The sequence below is a fragment of the Blautia caccae genome (assembly GCF_040095955.1).
Classification (GTDB): domain Bacteria; phylum Bacillota; class Clostridia; order Lachnospirales; family Lachnospiraceae; genus Blautia; species Blautia celeris.
Window position 1 is genome coordinate 1 of sequence record NZ_JBBMFP010000002.1, and the last position, 20105, is coordinate 20105.

Here is a 20105-nt window from a genome sequence, read left to right on the forward strand (position 1 = left end):
TAGCCAGGAGGAAATCGAAATTGAATGGAATTGTGATGATGTATTTTTAGGGCAGAGATAAAATGTTCTGGACAAGAGCGATTTTGTGGAAGATAATAAAAGTGTTGGGTACCTGATTGGAATGGTCAGGTACTTTCCGGCAAGAAAAAAGAATTATTTTTTTTGTCCCATACTTGACACGTCCTCATGTTTTCCGACATACGTTCTGTACGAATATGGCGAATGCCGGTATGGATGTGAAAACACTGCAATATCTGATGGGACATTCAGATGTGGGAGTTACACTGAACATTTATACTCATGCAAGCTATGACCGAGCCGCCGAGCAGATGGCGAAAATCGTAGACTTCAAGCAGGTTGACAAGCAGGAACAGAGAAGAAAATCGGGTTGATTGTATACCAGTTTACTACACCAATTACTACACCATTTGCCCGGTAATTTATGCAGATTTATGTAGATATGCGTAGAGAGAGGCAAAAACAGAAAATCAAGAAAACGCCAGAAAGCCAGTAACTACAGGCATTTGAAGGCTTATGAAGGGATATAAAATTATGATTAAGATACTATTTATCTGCCACGGCAACATCTGCCGTTCCCCCATGGCCGAATTTGTCCTAAAAGACATAACCCAAAAAGAAAACCTATCCAACAGTTTCTACATCGCATCCGCTGCCACCAGCACAGAAGAAATCGGCAATCCCGTACACCACGGAACCAGGAACAAACTTCGTGAAGTAGGCATTTCCACAGCGGGCAAATACGCGGTGCAGATGAAAAAATCAGATTACGCAAAATATGATTACCTCATAGGCATGGATGCGTGGAATATCCGTAACATGAACCGCATTGCAGGCCACGATCCGGAACATAAGATCTGCCGCCTGCTGGATTTTTCCGAGCATCCCAGAGACATCGCAGATCCATGGTATACAGGAAATTTCGAGACAACATATTCCGACATTGTAGAAGGCTGCCGGGCCTTTCTGGAGACTTTGCGTCGTCAGAAGAAAATCTGATCCGGCTGCAGGCAGCAGAAAAAGCCATCAGCCAAAAAACAGCAAAGAAGGTTTGAAACAATGCAGAAGAGCCAAACGCCACAATCCCGATACCTGTTAACGCACCTGTCAGAGCTGCAGAGCGTTGGTATATTTTCTTTAAAAGATAACAACGTCATTTCATATCAGAAAAATTCTGCTCACAATCCTTTACACCATTGCGCAGAACTGCAGTGTTACCTGGTAGAAAATGCAGAAAAACAAACAGTTCCATACATCTGTAAAGACGATTACCAGGCCTATTTTGTTTGTATCAAGGCACCAGATGCGTACTATCTGGCTGGCCCAATGTGCACGGTTTTCTTTAATAAAATCGAAAGACACAAGTTCTATCGCGCATATGGTATCCCGGAAGATGCAGAGAAGAACCTTCGCCAGTTTACGGTTACTGAAATACTTCAGACAGTCTGCATACTTGCAAAAATTGTGTGCGATGCAGAATACACGGATCAGCAGCTGTTGGATGCCAATCATCTGGTTCCGGTCACGAAAGAACAAGAAACGGAAGAGCAGATTTTGTTTACCTTAAAGTCTGAGGAAGAAGACTTTTACCGCCATTCCTATCAGGAAGAGAGGAAACTTCTGGATATGGTGCGTGAGGGGAATGTGGAAGAGGCAGTCCGTTTGTCAAAAGATATGGATGCGGAAGTCGGAAAACTGGGAGCCAGTGAGCTGACCCATTGGCGGAATATGCTGGTTGTAGGTGTGACTTTGTGTGCTCGCGCGGCGATTGAGGGCGGATTAATGCCATATGCGGCTTATCGCATGAGCGGGTATTACATTAATAAAGGGTCAGAATGTAAAGATATAATGCAGATTCTTGCCTATCGGAATCATGCCATAGAGGAACTTACAAAACGTGTCTGTGAGCTGAAGACTAAGCGCCATACTTCCAGTTATACAGAGCAGTGTAAGGATTATGTAAAGAAGCATTTCAAAGAAAAAGTATATCTGGATGATATTGCAGGTAAGCTGGGAATCAGCAGCAGTTATTTATCACGAATTTTCAAAAGAGAGACAGGCATATGTATCCAGGACTATGTGAACGATATAAGAATTGAACGTGCTGCAAACCTTTTGATTTATTCAGAGGAATCGATTCCGAGAATAGCAGAGTACGTCAATTTTCCGTCACAAAGTTACTTTGGAAAAATTTTCAAAGCGAAAAAGAACATGACACCAAGACAGTACCGGGAATCCTATAAACCAACGGAATTTCTGGAAGAAAAATAGACAAAACAAAAATGTATAAAATATGAGGAATGACGAAAGAACGTAGGAATAGCAAAAAGTAACAAAAGAAAGACAGCACCAATAAAATAAGAACAAAATAAAATCAAAAAGATCAAAATACAGATATATCCATTTGTAGATTCCTGTTAAGATATCTTCAACAAAATAACTGAAGATTCTCTGTCACTATAAGTGGAATGACAACCACGAGTGGAGCGACGAATCTTCAAAAACGGAACAGCAGTGGTGGGAACGGCAATCCATACATACCTATATTCCCCAATATTACAGACCCATTCCCATCAACAAAACAGGAAAAATCACAGGCAGAACGACATTGATCAAACTGCCAACGATCGCACTATCTAAAGGAGTTTGCCATGGAATATCTGAAAGATTCAAACTGGATCTGGAGCCCGTCTTGGAATCCGGAAGACAAGGAAAAGCCGCGAATCGTGTTTTTCCGCAAATCAATAGACATAGACGGAAAAATAAAGGAAGCAGCTCTGCACATATCCGCAGACACCCGCTATAAACTATATATCAATGGGAAATTCATAGAGGCAGGACCTTCCAGAGGCGATCTGCAGATATGGTTTTATGATACCATTGACATAATGCCATATCTGAAAGATGGTATAAATGTAATCGCAGTCTCTGTTCTCCGCTATCCCCAGGACCCGGAAAAAGGAAATCACGGAATGTTCCGTACACCGGTACCGGGCCTGTACGTGAAGGGGGAAATACGGACTGTCAGCGGAAAACAATATGTGTTGTCCGCCGACGCATCCTGGAAATGCAAAAAAGATGATTCCGTCTTATTTATTCGGGAAGAGGAACGTTTTGCTCCCCTGATCATACATGAAAATGCCATAGGAAATCCGGAACTCTTCGGCTGGAAGACAGATACCTATGATGACAGCCTATGGGATGCGGCAAGACCGTATATCAATAAACAGATTTCAAAAGCCATCAGCCCGGGTAATTTATATCCCCGGACTATCCCTTTTATGTACCGGAAAGAGCGTCAGTTTTCCGGTGTTATGGATGTTAAAAAATCCGGATATACCGGTCAGGATTGGGCAGATTTTATAAATGGGAAAAAAACTTTAAAATTCCCTGCAGAAACCGAAGAAATTATAGAACTTGACGCAGGAGAAGAAATGACAGGATATCTGAAAACAGAATTTTGTCACGGAAAAGGATCCAAAGTACAATTCCTCTATTCGGAAGCTTACGTTCAAAATGGTTTTACAGGGCCGGAAAAAATCCCGGTAAAAAGAGACCGAGCAGATAACATGAACGGCCATCTGCAGGGCTATGAAGACACATATTCTGTGGGGGGATTTGGCAGTCCGGATATGCCGGAAACCTATGAACCTTATTGGTTCCGTACCTTCCGTTTTATACGTCTGCACATCATTACAAGACAGGAACCGCTTACACTCTGCAGCATGCATTACGAAGAAACAGGATACCCTCTGCAGGTGCAGACAGAGGTTACAACCTCCGATAACACTTTAGCAGACATTTGGGATATCAGCGAAAGAACTCTGAGACGGTGTATGCATGAAAGCTACGAGGATTGTCCTTTTTATGAGCAGCTCCAGTATATAATGGATGCAAGGCAGCAGATTCTCTACACATATGCAGTCAGTGCGGATGACAGACTGGCCAGGAAATGTCTGGACGATTTAAAACGTTCCCAGCGGTATGACGGTCTGCTGAACTGCTGCTATCCGAACTGCAATCCCAATGTGATTCCGGGATTTTCCGTTTATTATATATTGATGGTCTATGACCACATGATGTATTTCGGTGACAAAAAGTTGATAGAGGAACACATGCCGGCAATTCATCAGATTTTAAACTTTTTTGATAGAAATCTGACCCCGCAGGGATATGTGGGGAAAATCGGCGGAATGAATATGGAGACTCCCTTCTGGTCTTTTATTGATTGGGCAGAGGAGTGGAACGACACCACAGGAATGCCTCCGGCCGGGGTGAATGGACCAATCACAATGGAAAGTCTATTATATATTTACGGCCTTCAGCACGCTGCAAAACTGGCGTTATTTTTGGACCGAAGGGAAGAGGCGCATAGATTTTCGGAAAAGGCGGAAAAAGTCAGGAATGCTGTCAGAACCTATTGTACAGGGAAAAATAGTATGCTTCAGGACGGCCCCGGAGTCGAGGAATACAGTCAGCACTGCCAGGTGTTTGCGGTTCTGACAGATACTGTAGATACACTTACCGGGACCGGGAATCTGTTGGAAACCATAAAAAATAAGAAGTATACCCAGTGTACCGTTGCCATGTGTTTTTATCTCTTCCGAGCTCTGGAAAAGACAGGACTGTATCAATATACAAACCAGTATTGGGAGATATGGAGAAACATGGTGAAAAATCATTGCACGACCTGTGTGGAAGCAGAGGCATATGCCAGGAGTGAATGCCACGGATGGGGTGCTCTTATTTTATATGAACTGCCCTGCGTTACGCTTGGGGTACGCCCCGCAAAACCCGGATTTCGAAAAGTCCGCATTGCTCCCACAGCGGGATATCTGACACATGCATCAGGGAAAGTAAAAACACCGGTGGGTGATATACAGGTGTCATGGAAATTGGAACATGGGAACTGTAAAGTGGAGTATACGGTACCGGAAGATATAGAGGTGCTGCCTGCGCCTGTGTGAAAATTTCCTCACCTTTATAGGCGGAGGCATAAATCGCCAAAACAAACTCAGCGGCAGTGACGGACAGGGAGAAACCGTATCCTCCACGGACATGAGAGCAAGCCTCGCATCCATATATGACGTAATCATACTCTATGAAATAACCGAATGTAGATTGAAACAAAAAATAACATTATTACATAACCCCTTTTACATACAGGCTGTAACACCAGAGCAGCAGTCTGTATGCAAAAGGGTTTTTATTATTTTACCAGATAATTATATATTTTCCGCCCATCCCCAAACGCTCCCTCCCTCCTTTCCCATCCCCACACAACACCATTATTACAACAAAATAATTACAAAAACAACAAAATAACAGTATATCAATTTCCCGTCCACTGCTATTATAAATACATCAAAACACAAGACAATTAAAGGAGAAAGCACATGATTTCAGAACGTTTTTACGGAATCGGGGAACCGCTGATCCAGCGGGAGCGGGATACCCATGTACCGGCAGCAGAATATCTGGATTTGGTAAAGGCATTGGGATGTATGGCATACCGTTCCTGGATGCATCTGACAGAGATTCTGAAGGACCCTCTTACACCTGATGAGGAGGCTGTTTCCGCTCATACAGAGCTTTTGGACAGGGCAGTGGAGCTGGATCTGGAAGTGACGGGCATGAGCCACGAGTGGTTTCTGCCGGAGGGATGTATTCAGCATACAGGGCATGCAGTTCCAAGGCGGGATTTGACAGAAGGCAGTCTTTACCGTCAGACACTTGAGATGCTGGAGCAGTCCTGGTTTACCATGGTATCCCTGTTTCCACAGGTGTCCCAGTGGGAGGTGGGGAACGAGTGGAACATCAATGCATTTCTGCAGCCTGACGGATTTCTTGACAGCGATATGTCAAAGCCGTTTAGCCCGGAGGAGAAGCTGGATATAGCGGTTGACCTCATGTATTTTGCTGCAAAGGGCATCAGAAGAGCGAACCCCAATGCAAAAGTTGTTTCCTTTTCCCCGGCGCTGAGCACGCCCTGGCTGGGAGGAAATCTGCCGGACTTCCTGCCGCCCATGTATGGAATCGCGTGGACTCTGGACAAGATTTATAGCCGCATCCGGTCAGGAAAATTCTGGTCCACAGACCCGGATGATTACTTTGACCTGGTGGCATGGCACCCCTATCAGATGAGTACCTGTCAGGACAAAAGAGATGCGGATCTGTTCCTGCACATTGAGGAACCGGACCATTTGTGGAAGGATTATAACGACGCAGCATACCGTGTCATGTGCAAATACGGTGATGCAGAGAAACAGGTCATCCTAACAGAAACGGGTTTTACAGACTGCGGAGATCCCAAGCTTGAAAAAATGCAGGCTGAATATACACGTAAATTGCTGCAGCTTGCGGGAGAACTCCCTTATGTCCGGACAATCTATAATTTCCGGCTGCTGACCGAGACAGGAATGCTGGAAAAGCAGGGCATAGAGAAAAACCAGATTGGCGGCCGGGCAGAAGTGTACTTCGGATTTTTCGAGGAACCCCATAAGAACTGCAGACCAAGATTAAAGGCATATGTCTTACAGGAGGCAGCGGACGGTCACGAAGACTTGGCTGCAGCAGGGAAAAAAGTGGCACTTTTAAGGAAGAAATCATGAGGAAACCGCAATGAAAGAATACATGGTAAATACAACATCCGGGAAAGTAAAAGGCTATCTGAGAAACAATCTGGTGGAATATCTGGGCATCCCATTTGCACAGCCTCCCGTTGGCAGCCTGCGCTTTAAAAGAGCACAGCCTGTGGCTCCATGGAAAGGGATTTATGATGCCGGAGACTATGGAAAAGAAGCTGTCCAACTGGACGAAGGACAGTTAAAAGGCAGCGAAGACTGCCTTACCCTGAACATAAGACGCCCCATGGAGGGAAAGGATCTGCCGGTTCTTGTGTGGATACACGGCGGCGGATACAATACGGGATCAGCGTCCGTTCCCCTTTACAGCGGTGTCTCATTTGCGGAAAAAGGTATTGTCTTTGTCTCCGTTCAGTATCGTTTAAATGTACTGGGATTTTATGACTTTACCACATACCCCGGCTGCGAAGATTTTGAGAGTAACTGCGGTGTATCTGACCAGATCCTTGCCATAACCTGGATCCATGAAAATATAAAAGCCTTCGGCGGCGACCCCGGCCGCATCACCATAGCCGGAGAATCAGCCGGCGGAGCCTCTGTGGTCAATATGCTGGCAGCTCCCGCCGTAAAAGGTATGTTCAGCCAGGCAATCGCACAAAGCCCCCTGCCGAACTGTATTGCCACCCACAGGACAGCCGGAGAGAATATAGATCTGTTTCTGGAAGGCATGGGGTGGAACGTGGGGGATCTGCAGAAGCTCAGAACGATAAATCCCTTTGAATTGCAGAAAGGCAATACTTATGTGGCAGAAAAGCACCAGTACAAAAACCCGGGAATCTTTCTTCCCGGCCCCATACAGGACGATCTGCTTCCCGTACGCCCCATTGATGCCATCCGCAGCGGCAGCGCAGAGGGCGTAAAGCTTCTCATCGGTACCAACAAGCATGAGGGATCCCTGTTCGTCCATCCGGAAAAGACGGGGTTTCCAAACAACTGGGCCATGACTGCTGCTATGTTTGAGAAGAACGGACATGCCGCCGCGCTTCCGGAAATGATCCGTTATTACCAGCCTTCCCCGGAAGAACAGAAGCTGAAAGAAGTATCAGACAGACAAAGAGAAGTCCCGGCGGAACAGTTAAAACCATTTATAAATTTCGCCACAGACTACGCTTTTCGTATGCCTTCCCTGAAGGCAGCGCAGGCCCAGAAAGCATACGGGGATGTGTGGCTGTATAGCTTTGAATTTGTTTCAAAATCCGGGAAAAGTACAGGGATGGGAGCCTCCCACGCTTATGAACTTCCCTGTATGTTCGCCGACAAAGAATTTGCTTTCAGCAGATTTATCTTTGACGGGGAAACGGAGGAAACCGCAGACACGCTGATAGAAGCTATGCACAGTTCCTGGGTCCGATTTATAAAAACAGGGGAACCCGATAAAGAGAACTGGCCAAAATACACGGGATATCACACCCCGGTCCGTGTCTTTGACAGAGTGAGCAGGACAGAAATACGGGATTTCAGTAAGCTTATGGAACTCTGGAAGGACATGCGGTTTTATGAAAACTGAGGGTAACGTGGCTGAAGCGTTACAACTGAGGCAGTAAAGACCAAACACTGCCCTGAAAAGGAGAGAAGAAAATGTTTAGTTATGCATCAAAACATAATGACCCCAAAGCAAAATTAGGCTGGAGCGAACGCATCGGCTACGGTATCGGCAACTATGGTATGGCGTGGGTAAACGGCATCATGTCAGCCTTCTTTATGATCTATCTGACCAATGTATCCTTCGTGGATGCAGGTGTGGCAGGCACGATCATTGCCCTGTCAAAAGTATTTGACGGTATCAGCGATCTGATCATGGGCGGAATCGTGGACCACACCAAATCCAAACACGGCAAGGCCAGGATCTGGCTGGTGCGCATGTGTATTCCGCTGGCAGTTTCCACACTGCTACTGTTCTGTATTCCGGCATCCATGACCGGATTTATAAAATACGTCTACATATTTATCATGTATAACCTGGTAAACGCCGTATTCTACACAGCTATGTATGTACCGTATACTTCCATGAATTACCTTATGACCCAGAATGACTTTGACCGTGGTCTGCTGGGCAACATGAACATGATTTTCCAGACACTGGCGAACATCACCATGAACACCTTCTTCCTCACTTGGCTGAACAAATTCGGAGACGGTGATATCTACACACAGAAAGCATGGACAAAAGCCTTTATGATTGTAGGCATAATTGTCATTGCTGCCAGTATCCTCTATTTCTTCGGAACAAAGGAACGCGTAAAAAACATGGAAAAACAGTCAGGAGGAGAAAAAGAAGAAAAATCCGTACCTGCAAGGAAAGCCGTAAAATCCCTGTTCCAAAATAAATACTGGGTTCTGATGACAGTCTGTATGTTCCTGATTTTCTTTGTCATTGTCATGTACGCAGTGGCGGCAGCCTACTATGCGCAGTATGTTCTCGGGGATATAGGCTTCTACACCCCGATCAACAACGCGCTGTCCATCGCACAGTTTGGCATCATGTTCCTCACACCGGCATTCATGAAGAAATTCGGAAAACACAGAACCTATCAGGTCGGTCTTATTGCTATGATGGCGGGATTCGCAGGCACAGGCCTGTGCGGTACAAACCTTCCGTTACTTATTTTCTTTAACGCAGTAAAAGGCGTGGGGTTAGGGGCTGCCGGCGGTATGGCCTTTGGAATGGTGTCAGATACGATTGAATACGGAGAGTGGAAGACCGGTGTTGTGGCTGTGGGAATGGGCAATGCAGGCGTCAGCACAGCCCAGAAGCTGGGACTCGGTCTTGGACAGGCAGTTATGGGTTGGATTCTTGCGGCAGGCGGATTCGATGCGGCAAAAGCCGTGCAGTCAGCAGGTGCACAGAGCGCGATCAGCTTTTGCTACAACTGGATTCCCGTTATCTGTGTGGCCCTGTGCTCTGTACTTATGCTGTTTTACCGCCTGGACAAAGAATTGCCGGTGATCCGCACAGAGATGGCAAAACGTAACAGTTCAGACAGGTCTGCGTATTGACTGCGCTGACCGTATGAAAAAGTAGTGCCGGCAGACCGGTTAAAATATTCTGTACTGGAATAACTTCCTGATATGTGGTATATTGATGAAAAGAGAGGGAAAGCTTAGTACCCCCAATCCTTCAGGGCCTCATAGACAGTCCGGGCAATGGCTTTGGCTCCCAGTTCGTTGGGATGGACACCGTCCTGGAGGAAAAATTCGGGGTGACTGGCAGTCACCTCATGAATATCGATAAAAGGCAGTCCCAGTTCCTTGGCGAGCTCACGGACTGCTTTTGCTGCTTCGCCGGCTACGCCGGCCCGTATCTTATAGGGCTTTGCAGGATTGAAATTCTCCGGGAATACAGAGGCAGGCGTCATGAGAATGACATCCGGTCTGGATGGCAGCTCCTGGTAGGAGAGGATCAACTGTCGGTAATCATCCTGGAATGCCTCTGTGCTGATCCAGTTATAGGGCTTTGTATCGTTGGTCCCCAGCATGATCAGCACCACATCCGGTTTGAAGTCCAGGCTTTTTTTGTACCGCTTGTGGCTCGTATAAGGTCTGTCACAGCTTTCCTGAAGTGTGTATCCGCTGGCACCGAAATTTTTTACGGAATATTTCCGGCCGAGCATAGTTCCAAGCTGTGCGGGATAACTGTCGTGGCTTTTGTCCCGGATCGTGGCGCCGTAGGTTATGCTGTCCCCCACACAGGCGATCCGCGTTTGGGAAGGGCAGGTCAACCGGAGGACGAGGAGTATGACGGCCAGAAGAACGGCAAAGCGCAGCAGGTAATCAGAAAGTTTCTTTTGTCTCATAAAGGAATTTTCTCCTTTTTTCATATTTCACATGCATATCTTATTGTAAGGGCTAAAAAATGGAATTGCAAGGGAAGGATACAAAAATGGAAGATAGAATAAAAGAAGTTCTGGTGCAGACACCTTTCTGGGAACATTTGACAAAAGAGCAGCAGGAGAGGGTGTGCCGGGATTCCAGAGAAGTGCACTATCCGGCGGGAAGCCTGATCTATTCACCCACCAGGGAATGCCTGGGAACCGTATTTATTTTAAAGGGCGTTATCCGTGCGTATCTCCTGTCTGACGAGGGCAAAGAGGTGACCATATACCGGATCAGGGAAGGGGATACCTGTGTGCTCACAGCCTCCTGTGCCCTGTCGGCCATCACCTTTGATGTGGAGATAGAGGCAGAGGCGGACTGTGATGTTCTGCTGATACCGGCACCTGTATTTTCAGCTCTTGCGGTGGACAATATCTATGTGGAGAATTATGCCTACAAGATCGCAACGGAGCGTTTTTCAAGCGTTGTGGAGGCTCTGCAGCAGATGCTGTTTTTAAGTCTGACTCAGAGGATCGCCGCTTTTCTCATCGACGAATCCGCACAGAGGAAGGATGACAGCATCCGTATGACCCATGAGGAAATCGCAAAAGCCATCGGCAGTGCCAGGGAAGCGGTGAGCAGAACCCTGAAACAGATGGTAAAAAAGGGGGATATATCCCTGTTCCGCGGCGGAATCAAGATTGAAAATAAAAGCAGCCTTTATGAGCTGCTGCCGTAAGGCAGGCATGACGAAAAAGGGTGCGGCAGGAAGCCGCACCCTTTTATCCATCCATCTCTGTTTTTATTTCAGAAGATTCAAAAGCTGCCCTTTTGGAACAACTCCCACAGATTTTTCCACAACCTTTCCATTCTTGAACACCAGAACCGTGGGAATGTTCATAACGCCGTAGGAGGAAGCCAGACCCGGATTCTCATCCACATTTACTTTGCCTACTTTATACGCGCCTTTGGATTCCTCGGCAATCTCCTCAATAACCGGCCCCAGCATGCGGCAGGGCATACACCAGGTTGCCCAGAAATCTACCATTACAGGAACAACAGAATCCAATACCTCACTTTTAAAGTTTTTCTCATCAAATACCATTGCCATAATTATACACTCCTTATTTTTATCATAAATTTTTGGTTTCTCATCTTTATGAGCCTATTCTATCAGATGCAGGCTCAGTTTTCTGTGACCGTGTCACACTGCTTCCGGAAGCTTTTTTAAATACTTCACAGCTTTTGTTCCCGCAAGGGCTCCTTCATAGACGGCTTTTGATACCTGAAGAAGGCCGCCTGTGCAGTCTCCTGCTGCAAAAAGTCCGGGAAGGGCAGTGCTGGTGTCTGTCTCTATCATGATATGATTGTTTTCTATCATCAAGCCCAGTTTTCTTGCAATATCTGTGCTTCCTGCGGTTCCGAGCGCCACGAAAAGTCCGTCCAGCGGAAATTTTTCGTTATCCTCCAGTTCCAGCCATTTTAAGGTGGGCTCTCCTCCGGCGGAAATGATCTTCCTTGTCTCAACCTGGATGGTTCCCAGCGCTTCTTTTTCAAAAGTGGGCTCCATGCCGTTGGTGAGGATCGTGACTTTGGCGGCCATGGGTTCCAGCACCTTTGCCTCATGCAGGGCGTATTCTCCGTTGCCGATTACTGCCACATCCTTCTGGCGGTAGAAAAAACCGTCGCAGATGGCACAGTAACTGATACCGCTGCCTTCATATCTGCGGGCTTCCTTAAGGGCAAGCGTGTTCCTTTTGGTTCCCGTTGCCAGTATCAATGCCTTGGTCTGATAGGTGGACGTGATGGTGTGAATCGTGTAATCACCGTCGTATTCCACAGACAGCATTTCATCCTCCACGACAGGGACTCCCAGGGCTTTGATCTGCTTCAGACCGTTCTCATACAGCTCCTGTCCGGAAACTGGGTCAGGCAGTCCGTAATAATTTTCAATCTTCGCTGCCTTTTCCAGAGCACCGATACCTTTGTGTATGATAAGCGGCGTGATGCCGGAGCGGACTGCGTACAGAGCAGCGGAGATTCCGGCAGGTCCTGCGCCGGCGATAATCAGTTTTTCCATATATTCAGGCACTTCCTTTCTTTCTACTCTTATCTTATCATAAATTTTACCAAAAGACACAGGTTTTGTTGGTGACCTGGTTACATAAGAAAAAAGCCTTTATAAAAACAGAGAAAAATGGTAAAATATAAACATAAGAAATGGCCGGGAGGAGGAAAGATTTATGGAAGAGGAAAAAAAGATTGAAAGGCTGAGGGCAATCCTTGATGCCAGCGCCTATACAGTCATTTTAAGCGGTTCCGGCATGATGGCAGAGTGCGGATACATGGGAATGAAGACACCGGAGAAAGCGTATGAGATCGAGAAGACATACGGTGTGTCACCGGAGGATATATTTACCAGTGTGTACTACAACAACAGGCCGGCGGAGTTTTTCAAATTTTACCGCGACGAAGTTCTCCAGGGGGATGTGGACACCAGCGACACGTTCCGTGTGGCAGCCAGGATGGAGCAGAAGGGAAAGCTGAAGTGTATCATTACCGGGAATATTTACGGATATCCCCAGAAGGCAGGCTGCCGCAATGTGATCAACCTGCACGGAAGCATCCATGAGAATATCTGCCCTCACTGCGGAAGGAAATATCCGCTGGAATATATAAGAGCGTCCAAAAAAGTACCGCTGTGTGAGGACTGCAGCCGTGTCATCCGCCCGCAGGTGGCTCTCTTTGGCGAAATGATGGACAGCCAGCTCATGACAAGGGCAACCTGGGAGATTGAGAACGCGGATACCCTGATCCTTCTTGGAACGACACTGGATTCCGAGGTGTTTTCCAAGTATATCAAATACTTTGAGGGAACGAATCTGGTCATCATTCATAAAGAGCATCATCACTCAGACAGCAGAGCAGACCTTGTCATCTGGGATGAGCCGAGAAATGTTTTTACGAAACTAGGTTATTAATGTGAAAACCTAACAAAAAAGCGCCCCGTTTTTCGTGAATGAGGCGCTTTTTATATGAGGGATTTAGAAAAACACTAACATATTTCACAAAAATTAATCAAAAAAACAACTTGTATTTATGAAAAAAATCAGTTGTATTTTTCCATATACCAATTGGTACACGAAAACCCTCCAAAAACAGGGAGAAAACCATAAAAGAAATTGAAAAAATGTCTGAAAAATTGTCCGTAAAATCACAGGAAAGCCACATCGAAAAAAATATAAAGAAAGATTGACAAATGAAAAAATTAGCTGTAATGTTTTCTGGAATCATAAATAAATAAGAAAGGAGAAGTTAAAAAATCATAAAATAGAAAGGGAGGATGTCCTACGGGAACTATAGCGGATAGGATTACGGAAGAGCTGAACTGCGAGACCGTATTTACCATCCCAATTTTTGGCGGGATACCAGTCACGGAGTCCGTGGTGGTCACCTGGATCATTATGGCAGCATTGACGATATTATCCATCGTTCTTGTCAGAAATCTGAAGGTGGAAAATCCCGGTAAGAAACAGTTGGCTCTGGAATCATCTATTGGATTTCTGCATGACTTTTTCGCGGATATTCTGGGCGAGAGAGGAAAGCAGTATATTCCTTACTTGATTACCGCTGCCATCTATATTGGCGTGGCTAACTTAATTGGTCTTCTGGGCTTTAAGCCGCCCACAAAGGACTTAAACGTGACAGCAGGGCTGGCAATCATAAGCATCTTCCTGATTGAATATTCAGGATGGAAGCAGAAAGGGTTTAAGCGGTTCATGCACAGTTTTGCAGAACCCATGGCCATTGTTACGCCGATTAACATTATGGAGATATTTATCCGCCCGGTATCGCTTTGTATGCGGTTGTTCGGCAATGTTATCGGATCATTTGTTGTAATGGAACTGATCAAAATGATCTTACCGGTTGTTTTACCCATTCCATTCAGCTTTTATTTTGACATTTTTGATGGTCTGATTCAGGCCTATGTATTTGTTTTTTTAACTTCGCTCTTTATCAAGGAGCAGATAGAAGAGTAATCATTAAAAATAAATTTGGAAAAGGAGAACAGAGATATGTTAACAGCAATTGGTGCAGGTATGGCAGTTTTAACAGGTTTAGGAGCAGGTTTAGGTATCGGTCTTGCAACATCTAAAGCAACAGAAGCGATCGCAAGACAGCCGGAGGCAGAGGGAAAGATCAGTAAAGCGCTGTTACTCGGATGTGCACTTGCAGAGGCAACTGCTATTTACGGTTTCGTTATCGCTTTATTACTGTTATTCGTAAAATAAGGAAGGCAGGTGAAGACAGGTGCTGAGTTTAGGCTGGGGCCTTATCTGGACCATAATTAACCTGATAGTTCTTTATCTCTTACTGAAAAAATTCCTGATCGGACCGATACTGGGAATCATGGAAAAAAGAAAGACACTCATCGCACAGCAGCTTGAAAATGCCAGGACAACAGAAGGAAAGGCGAATGAGCTGAAAGGCCAGTATGAAATGGCAATAAGCGGTGCAAAAGCCGAGTCCTTACAGATTATCGAGGAAGCGAAAGCGGATGCGAGGACCCTGACAGAGCGTACCGTTCGGGAAGCGAATGAGCAGGCTGCCAGAATCCTGGAAAGTGCCAGAAAAACGGCAGAACAGGAAAAGGAAAATGCCCTGGCAGGAGCAAAATCCGAAATCGCGGGCCTTGCCGTGGAAGCAGCCAGAAAAATGCTTGCAGGCGGAAGCCAGGCGGGAAACAGCATGCTCTACGACACATTTTTAGCAGAAGCGGGTGATGCAGATGACAGAGAGTCTGAATAATTACGGGAAAGTGCTGTATGAGCTGAACATTTCACCGGAATCTGCAGCCGGCGCAAGAGAACTTTTAGAGAAAGTTCCCCAGGTGTCGGAAGTGCTTTCAAGCCCTGTTGTATCCCTGGCGGCGAAGCAGAGAGTTGTAGACCGGATTTTTCCGAAAGAGATACATAATTTTATGAAAATACTGTGCAGATACCACAAAGCAGGCGAGGCACAGGAAATTTTTAAGGCATATCAGGAGTATTACAACGAGCAAAACAATATTTTAAATGCCACTCTGTCTTATGTGGTACTTCCTACAGAGGAGCAGCTTGAAGGAATCAGAAGATTTCTCTGCAGGCAATACCACGTAAAGGATGTAGCATTTCAGTTACAGGAAGAAAAAGACCTGGTCGGCGGATTTACCCTCCGCGTAGGAGACCGGGAGATTGATTACAGCCTGAAGGGCAGAATCAATGCACTACAACAAAAATTGACCTGGAGGTGAACGCTTTGAGTTCAATCAATTCAGAGGAGATTATCTCCATTCTGAAAGAAGAAATAGAAAATTTCGATATGACAACGGGTGTCCGTGAAGTGGGAAACGTAATCTGGGTCGGTGACGGAATTGCGACTGTTTATGGAATAGACCATGCGATGTACGGAGAGATCGTGACCTTTGAGAACGGTGTCAAGGGTATGGTGCAGGATATCAAGAGAAATGAGATCGGTGTCATCATATTCGGCAAGGACATGGGAATCAAAGAGGGCACAAAAGTTGTCCGCACAAAGAAAAGAGCAGGTATCCCGGTTGGTGAAGGCTATATCGGAAGAATCGTGGATGCCCTCGGCGCACCCATTGACGGAAAAGGAGAGATCAAGGCAGAGGATTACCGTCCCATCGAGCAGGAAGCACCTGGTATCATTGACCGTAAATCCGTATCTGTTCCCATGGAAACAGGTATTCTGGCCATTGACTCCATGTTCCCCATCGGCCGCGGACAGCGTGAGCTGATCATCGGCGACCGTCAGACAGGTAAGACCTCCATTGCCATTGACGCTATCCTGAACCAGAAAGGCAAGGACGTCATGTGTATCTACGTGGCAATCGGACAGAAGGCCTCCACAGTTGCAAAACTGACCGGAACTCTGGAAAAATACGGCGCCATGGATTACACCACAGTCTTTGCGGCGACAGCAAGCGACTGTGCGCCCCTTCAGTATATTGTTCCCTATTCGGGAACCGCTCTGGCAGAGTACTTTATGTACCAGGGCAAGGATGTGCTGATCGTCTATGATGACCTGTCAAAGCATGCGGTGGCTTACCGTGCCCTTTCCCTGCTTCTGGAGCGTTCTCCGGGACGTGAGGCTTACCCGGGCGACGTATTCTACCTGCATTCCAGACTGCTGGAGCGTTCCAGCCGTTTGAGCGACGCAGCGGGCGGCGGTTCCATCACGGCACTGCCTATCATTGAGACACAGGCAGGCGACGTTTCCGCTTATATTCCGACCAATGTTATTTCTATCACAGACGGACAGATTTTCCTGGAAAGTGACCTGTTTTTCGCCGGCAACCGTCCGGCTGTCAATGTGGGTCTTTCCGTATCCCGTGTGGGCGGCGCGGCCCAGACAAAGGCCATGAAAAAGGCATCAGGCAGCATGAGGATTGACCTGGCACAGTACAGGGAGATGGAAGTGTTTACACAGTTCGCGTCTGACCTGGATGATGCCACAAAAGAACAGCTTTCCTACGGAAAGACGCTGATGGAGCTTTTGAAACAGCCTCTGTGCCATCCCTTGTCCAACCATGAGCAGGTTATCACCCTCTGGACAGCAACACATAAGGTATTTTCCGGTGTGGAGATTAAGGATGTGAAGCCGTTCCAGACAGATATGCTGGCTTACTTTGAGAAAAACTATCCGGAGATCGGACAGGAGATTGAGACGAAAAAAGTCATCTCCGACGAACTGGGCGAGAAGATTTTAAAGGTGGCAGAGGAATTTAAGAATAAGAGCAGGTGATGAGATGGCAAGTGCAAAAGAGATACAAAGCCGTATAAACAGTATCCAGGATACGATGAAGATCACCAACGCCATGTACATGATTTCCTCCTCCAAGTTAAAGAGAGCAAGGAAAGTGCTGGCGGATACGGAGCCGTATTTTTATTCCCTGCAGTCTGCGATCGGCCGTGTTCTCCGTCATATGCCTCCGGATACGGAAGGAAACCGTTTCTTTGACGAGCGGGCTGATGTTCCGGAAGACAAACGCAGAACGGGCTACATCGTCGTTTCCGCAGACAAGGGTCTTGCCGGTGCTTACAATCACAATGTGTTTAAGATAGCAGAAGAATGTATGGAAAATGACGCGCATCCCCAGCTCTTTGTGCTGGGAGAGGTGGGAAGACAGTATTTCTACAAGAAGAACGTGGATATTGACACGAACTTCCGGTTCACAGTACAGAAGCCGACCATGCACCGGGCCAGGGTGATCTCAGAGAAGATGATCGCCAATTACCTGACCGGGGAGCTGGATGAAGTGTATATCATTTACACGAGAATGGCCAATGCCGCCAATATGGTGGCAGAGATGGAACAGCTTCTTCCCCTTAAAAAAGCAAGTTTCCGTACACCGGCACAGGTGATGGTAGATATTCATCAGGAGGAGATCGAGATGGTTCCCTCCGCAGAAGAAGTCCTGAACAGCATTGTTCCCAATTACCTGCACGGTATCATTTACGGCTGTCTTGTGGAATCCTATGCCAGTGAGCATAATTCCCGTATGATGGCCATGGATGCAGCTACCAGCAGTGCAAAAGACATGCTGAAAGATTTATCAATAAAATATAACCGTGTGCGTCAGGCTGCGATCACCCAGGAAATCACTGAGGTCATCAGCGGAGCCAAGGCACAGAAGAATAAAAACTAGCGAGCAGGAAGGAGGTTTCCTCACGACTGTGAGATGCAATCGTTATGGAAAAAGGAAAAATCGTACAGGCCATGGGACCTGTTGTAGACGTAGAATTTGAAGACCAGAACCTTCCGTATATCAAAGATGCCCTTACCGTGGAGAACAATGGAAAGAAGCTTGTGATGGAAGTGGCACAGCACATCGGAAACAATACGGTGCGCTGTATCATGCTGGCTTCCAGCGACGGCCTCTGTAAAGATATGGAGGTCACGGCAACAGGAGCAGGTATTTCCGTACCGGTGGGAAAAGAGACACTGGGACGTCTGTTCAACGTGCTGGGCGAAACCATTGACAACGGAGAACAGCTTGAAAATGCGGAGCACTGGGTCATCCACAGAGATCCACCAAGCTTCGAGGAGCAGAGCCCAGTAGTCGAGATTCTGGAGACTGGTATAAAGGTAATCGACCTGTTGGCGCCTTACGCAAAAGGCGGTAAGATCGGTCTGTTCGGCGGTGCCGGGGTTGGTAAGACCGTTCTGATCCAGGAGTTGATCAGCAATATTGCCACAGAGCACGGCGGATACTCCATTTTCACCGGTGTTGGTGAGCGTTCCCGTGAGGGAAATGACCTTTGGACAGAGATGAAGGAATCCGGCGTACTGGAGAAGACAGCCCTGGTATTCGGGCAGATGAATGAGCCGTCGGGAGCGCGTATGCGTGTGGCGGAGACCGGACTTACCATGGCAGAGTATTTCCGTGACCAGGAGCACCAGAACGTGCTGCTGTTCATTGACAATATCTTCCGTTTTACCCAGGCAGGTTCTGAGGTTTCAGCGCTTCTGGGACGTATGCCGTCAGCCGTTGGCTACCAGCCCACCCTGGCTACTGAGATGGGTGAGCTGCAGGAGAGGATCGCCTCCACAAAGAACGGTTCCGTTACAAGTGTGCAGGCTGTCTATGTGCCTGCCGATGACTTGACGGACCCGGCTCCGGCCACCACATTTGCCCATCTGGATGCCACTACGGTTCTGTCCAGAAAGATCGTGGAGCAGGGTATCTACCCGGCGGTTGACCCGCTGGAATCCACCTCCCGTATTCTGGAGGCTGATGTGGTCGGGGAAGAGCACTATGATGTGGCCAGAAGGGTGCAGGAGTATCTGCAGAAGTACAAAGAGCTGCAGGACATCATTGCTATCCTTGGTATGGAAGAGCTTTCCGAGGAAGACAAAAAAGTAGTTGCCCGTGCCAGAAAGATCCAAAAATTCCTGTCCCAGCCCTTCCATGTGGCTGAGGTGTTCACCGGAATTGCCGGTAAATATGTACCTCTCAAAGAGACAATCCGCGGCTTTAAGATGATCGTGGACGGCGAGATGGACGAATATCCGGAGAATGCATTCTTTAATGTGGGAACCATTGACGAGGTGGTGGAGAAAGCAAAAGCTGAGCAGTAATGCAGGGCGGAAAAGGAGTGCATGTATATGAATACATTCGGACTGAATATCGTTGCCAGTGATAAAGATTTTTATCACGGCAGAGGAACCAGTATCATGCTTCCTGCAAAGGACGGCCAGATTTCCATTCTGGCCCACCATGCGGATATGATGGTTGCCATTGTACCCGGTGAGATGCGTTTTAAGCCTGCTGACAGTGAAGAGTGGAAGACAGCGATTGTGGGAAACGGGTTTGCGCAGATCATCAATAACCGTGTGACTGTTCTGGTAGACAGCTGTGAGTACCCCGAGAATATTGACCTGAAGCGTGCAAAAGATGCCCTGGAGCGCGCGGAAGAACAGCTCAGGCAGCAGCAGAGTCTGCAGGAATATTATATATCCAAGGCATCCCTTGCAAGAGCCATGGCCCGTATGAAAGCAGCAAAGAAGCATGACGTATAAGACGTTTATACAGGAGATGAGGAGAACATTCCTCGTCTCTTTTTT

At 47.0% G+C, this 20105-nt stretch carries 19 protein-coding genes and 1 pseudogene; 17 read left to right on the forward strand and 3 right to left on the reverse strand.

The window, feature by feature from the left end; genetic code table 11:
• Positions 1–164: 164 nt before the first annotated feature.
• From WMO65_RS01875 to WMO65_RS01905, 7 genes and pseudogenes are all read left to right on the forward strand, one after another.
• Positions 165–392, forward strand: a pseudogene (locus WMO65_RS01875) (tyrosine-type recombinase/integrase); the annotation flags it as partial.
• Positions 393–552: 160 nt separating this feature from the next.
• Entirely contained in the window at positions 553–1017 is a 465-nt protein-coding gene (locus tag WMO65_RS01880) for a low molecular weight protein-tyrosine-phosphatase (protein ID WP_148391527.1), read from the forward strand.
• A 327-nt stretch (positions 1018–1344) separates the two neighbouring features.
• Positions 1345–2289: a helix-turn-helix transcriptional regulator gene (locus WMO65_RS01885; RefSeq protein ID WP_187370519.1), complete on the forward strand. Its 945-nt coding sequence runs from the start codon at positions 1345–1347 to the stop codon at positions 2287–2289.
• Between the two features lie 380 nt (positions 2290–2669).
• Positions 2670–4985, forward strand: coding sequence for an alpha-L-rhamnosidase-related protein (locus WMO65_RS01890; protein WP_148391525.1), 2316 nt, complete (start codon positions 2670–2672; stop codon positions 4983–4985).
• 429 nt (positions 4986–5414) lie between these two features.
• Positions 5415–6629: a hypothetical protein gene (locus WMO65_RS01895; protein ID WP_148391524.1), complete on the forward strand. Its 1215-nt coding sequence runs from the start codon at positions 5415–5417 to the stop codon at positions 6627–6629.
• Positions 6630–6639: 10 nt separating this feature from the next.
• On the forward strand, positions 6640–8169 hold the full coding sequence (locus WMO65_RS01900) for a carboxylesterase/lipase family protein (RefSeq protein WP_148391523.1): 1530 nt from the start codon (positions 6640–6642) through the stop codon (positions 8167–8169).
• Between the two features lie 71 nt (positions 8170–8240).
• Complete coding sequence (locus WMO65_RS01905) at positions 8241–9659, forward strand: MFS transporter (RefSeq protein WP_148391522.1); 1419 nt, start codon at positions 8241–8243, stop codon at positions 9657–9659.
• A gap of 104 nt (positions 9660–9763) precedes the next feature.
• On the opposite strand, the gene WMO65_RS01910 is transcribed toward WMO65_RS01905, so the two are convergent.
• Complete coding sequence (locus tag WMO65_RS01910; protein ID WP_052099238.1) at positions 9764–10456, reverse strand: GDSL-type esterase/lipase family protein; 693 nt, start codon at positions 10454–10456, stop codon at positions 9764–9766.
• Between the two features lie 86 nt (positions 10457–10542).
• Here WMO65_RS01910 and WMO65_RS01915 point away from each other — a divergent pair, with 86 nt between their 5' ends.
• Positions 10543–11214 carry a Crp/Fnr family transcriptional regulator gene (locus WMO65_RS01915; protein ID WP_033140434.1) on the forward strand — a complete coding sequence of 224 codons (672 nt, stop codon included), beginning with the start codon at positions 10543–10545 and terminating at the stop codon, positions 11212–11214.
• A 63-nt stretch (positions 11215–11277) separates the two neighbouring features.
• Here WMO65_RS01915 and trxA read toward each other — a convergent pair whose 3' ends face one another.
• Together trxA and WMO65_RS01925 are read right to left on the reverse strand one after the other, a co-directional pair.
• Positions 11278–11586 carry a thioredoxin gene (gene trxA, locus WMO65_RS01920; RefSeq protein WP_033140433.1) on the reverse strand — a complete coding sequence of 103 codons (309 nt, stop codon included), beginning with the start codon at positions 11584–11586 and terminating at the stop codon, positions 11278–11280.
• A 93-nt stretch (positions 11587–11679) separates the two neighbouring features.
• A complete protein-coding gene (locus WMO65_RS01925; protein WP_148391521.1) occupies positions 11680–12555 on the reverse strand; it encodes an NAD(P)/FAD-dependent oxidoreductase in 876 nt (291 codons plus the stop codon).
• 163 nt (positions 12556–12718) lie between these two features.
• Between WMO65_RS01925 and WMO65_RS01930 the strand changes: the two genes are divergently transcribed.
• The 9 genes from WMO65_RS01930 (at position 12719) to atpC (ending at position 20060) form a co-directional block, all read left to right on the forward strand.
• Positions 12719–13456 (forward strand): SIR2 family NAD-dependent protein deacylase, encoded by a 738-nt coding sequence (locus WMO65_RS01930; RefSeq protein WP_033140431.1) that lies wholly within the window; start codon positions 12719–12721, stop codon positions 13454–13456.
• A gap of 390 nt (positions 13457–13846) precedes the next feature.
• Positions 13847–14515 (forward strand): F0F1 ATP synthase subunit A, encoded by a 669-nt coding sequence (locus WMO65_RS01935; protein ID WP_033140430.1) that lies wholly within the window; start codon positions 13847–13849, stop codon positions 14513–14515.
• 36 nt (positions 14516–14551) lie between these two features.
• Complete coding sequence (atpE, locus tag WMO65_RS01940; protein ID WP_018594308.1) at positions 14552–14767, forward strand: ATP synthase F0 subunit C; 216 nt, start codon at positions 14552–14554, stop codon at positions 14765–14767.
• A 19-nt stretch (positions 14768–14786) separates the two neighbouring features.
• Positions 14787–15284 (forward strand): F0F1 ATP synthase subunit B, encoded by a 498-nt coding sequence (atpF, locus tag WMO65_RS01945; RefSeq protein ID WP_033140429.1) that lies wholly within the window; start codon positions 14787–14789, stop codon positions 15282–15284.
• Positions 15259–15768, forward strand: coding sequence for an ATP synthase F1 subunit delta (gene atpH / locus WMO65_RS01950; RefSeq protein ID WP_181014445.1), 510 nt, complete (start codon positions 15259–15261; stop codon positions 15766–15768). The genes atpF and atpH overlap by 26 nt, the downstream gene beginning before the upstream one ends.
• A gap of 5 nt (positions 15769–15773) precedes the next feature.
• The gene (gene atpA / locus WMO65_RS01955) at positions 15774–17282 is read left to right on the forward strand and encodes a F0F1 ATP synthase subunit alpha (protein ID WP_033140428.1); all 1509 of its coding nucleotides are present in this window, start codon (positions 15774–15776) and stop codon (positions 17280–17282) included.
• Between the two features lie 4 nt (positions 17283–17286).
• On the forward strand, positions 17287–18186 hold the full coding sequence (atpG, locus tag WMO65_RS01960) for an ATP synthase F1 subunit gamma (RefSeq protein WP_033140427.1): 900 nt from the start codon (positions 17287–17289) through the stop codon (positions 18184–18186).
• Positions 18187–18230: 44 nt separating this feature from the next.
• Positions 18231–19619, forward strand: a complete 1389-nt coding sequence (atpD, locus tag WMO65_RS01965; RefSeq protein WP_148391520.1) for a F0F1 ATP synthase subunit beta — start codon at positions 18231–18233, stop codon at positions 19617–19619.
• Between the two features lie 27 nt (positions 19620–19646).
• Positions 19647–20060, forward strand: coding sequence for an ATP synthase F1 subunit epsilon (gene atpC / locus WMO65_RS01970; RefSeq protein WP_033140425.1), 414 nt, complete (start codon positions 19647–19649; stop codon positions 20058–20060).
• Positions 20061–20105 lie beyond the last annotated feature (45 nt).

Bases quoted from the DNA above. Each gene is read 5' to 3' on its own strand.
- WMO65_RS01880 (WP_148391527.1), top strand. From the start codon at position 553: ATGATTAAGATACTATTTATCTGCCACGGCAACATCTGCCGTTCCCCC.
- WMO65_RS01885 (WP_187370519.1), top strand. From the start codon at position 1,345: ATGTGCACGGTTTTCTTTAATAAAATCGAAAGACACAAGTTCTATCGC.
- WMO65_RS01890 (WP_148391525.1), top strand. From the start codon at position 2,670: ATGGAATATCTGAAAGATTCAAACTGGATCTGGAGCCCGTCTTGGAAT.
- WMO65_RS01895 (WP_148391524.1), top strand. From the start codon at position 5,415: ATGATTTCAGAACGTTTTTACGGAATCGGGGAACCGCTGATCCAGCGG.
- WMO65_RS01900 (WP_148391523.1), top strand. From the start codon at position 6,640: ATGAAAGAATACATGGTAAATACAACATCCGGGAAAGTAAAAGGCTAT.
- WMO65_RS01905 (WP_148391522.1), top strand. From the start codon at position 8,241: ATGTTTAGTTATGCATCAAAACATAATGACCCCAAAGCAAAATTAGGC.
- WMO65_RS01910 (WP_052099238.1), bottom strand. From the start codon at position 10,456: ATGAGACAAAAGAAACTTTCTGATTACCTGCTGCGCTTTGCCGTTCTT.
- WMO65_RS01915 (WP_033140434.1), top strand. From the start codon at position 10,543: ATGGAAGATAGAATAAAAGAAGTTCTGGTGCAGACACCTTTCTGGGAA.
- trxA (WP_033140433.1), bottom strand. From the start codon at position 11,586: ATGGCAATGGTATTTGATGAGAAAAACTTTAAAAGTGAGGTATTGGAT.
- WMO65_RS01925 (WP_148391521.1), bottom strand. From the start codon at position 12,555: ATGGAAAAACTGATTATCGCCGGCGCAGGACCTGCCGGAATCTCCGCT.
- WMO65_RS01930 (WP_033140431.1), top strand. From the start codon at position 12,719: ATGGAAGAGGAAAAAAAGATTGAAAGGCTGAGGGCAATCCTTGATGCC.
- atpE (WP_018594308.1), top strand. From the start codon at position 14,552: ATGTTAACAGCAATTGGTGCAGGTATGGCAGTTTTAACAGGTTTAGGA.
- atpH (WP_181014445.1), top strand. From the start codon at position 15,259: ATGCAGATGACAGAGAGTCTGAATAATTACGGGAAAGTGCTGTATGAG.
- atpG (WP_033140427.1), top strand. From the start codon at position 17,287: ATGGCAAGTGCAAAAGAGATACAAAGCCGTATAAACAGTATCCAGGAT.
- atpD (WP_148391520.1), top strand. From the start codon at position 18,231: ATGGAAAAAGGAAAAATCGTACAGGCCATGGGACCTGTTGTAGACGTA.
- atpC (WP_033140425.1), top strand. From the start codon at position 19,647: ATGAATACATTCGGACTGAATATCGTTGCCAGTGATAAAGATTTTTAT.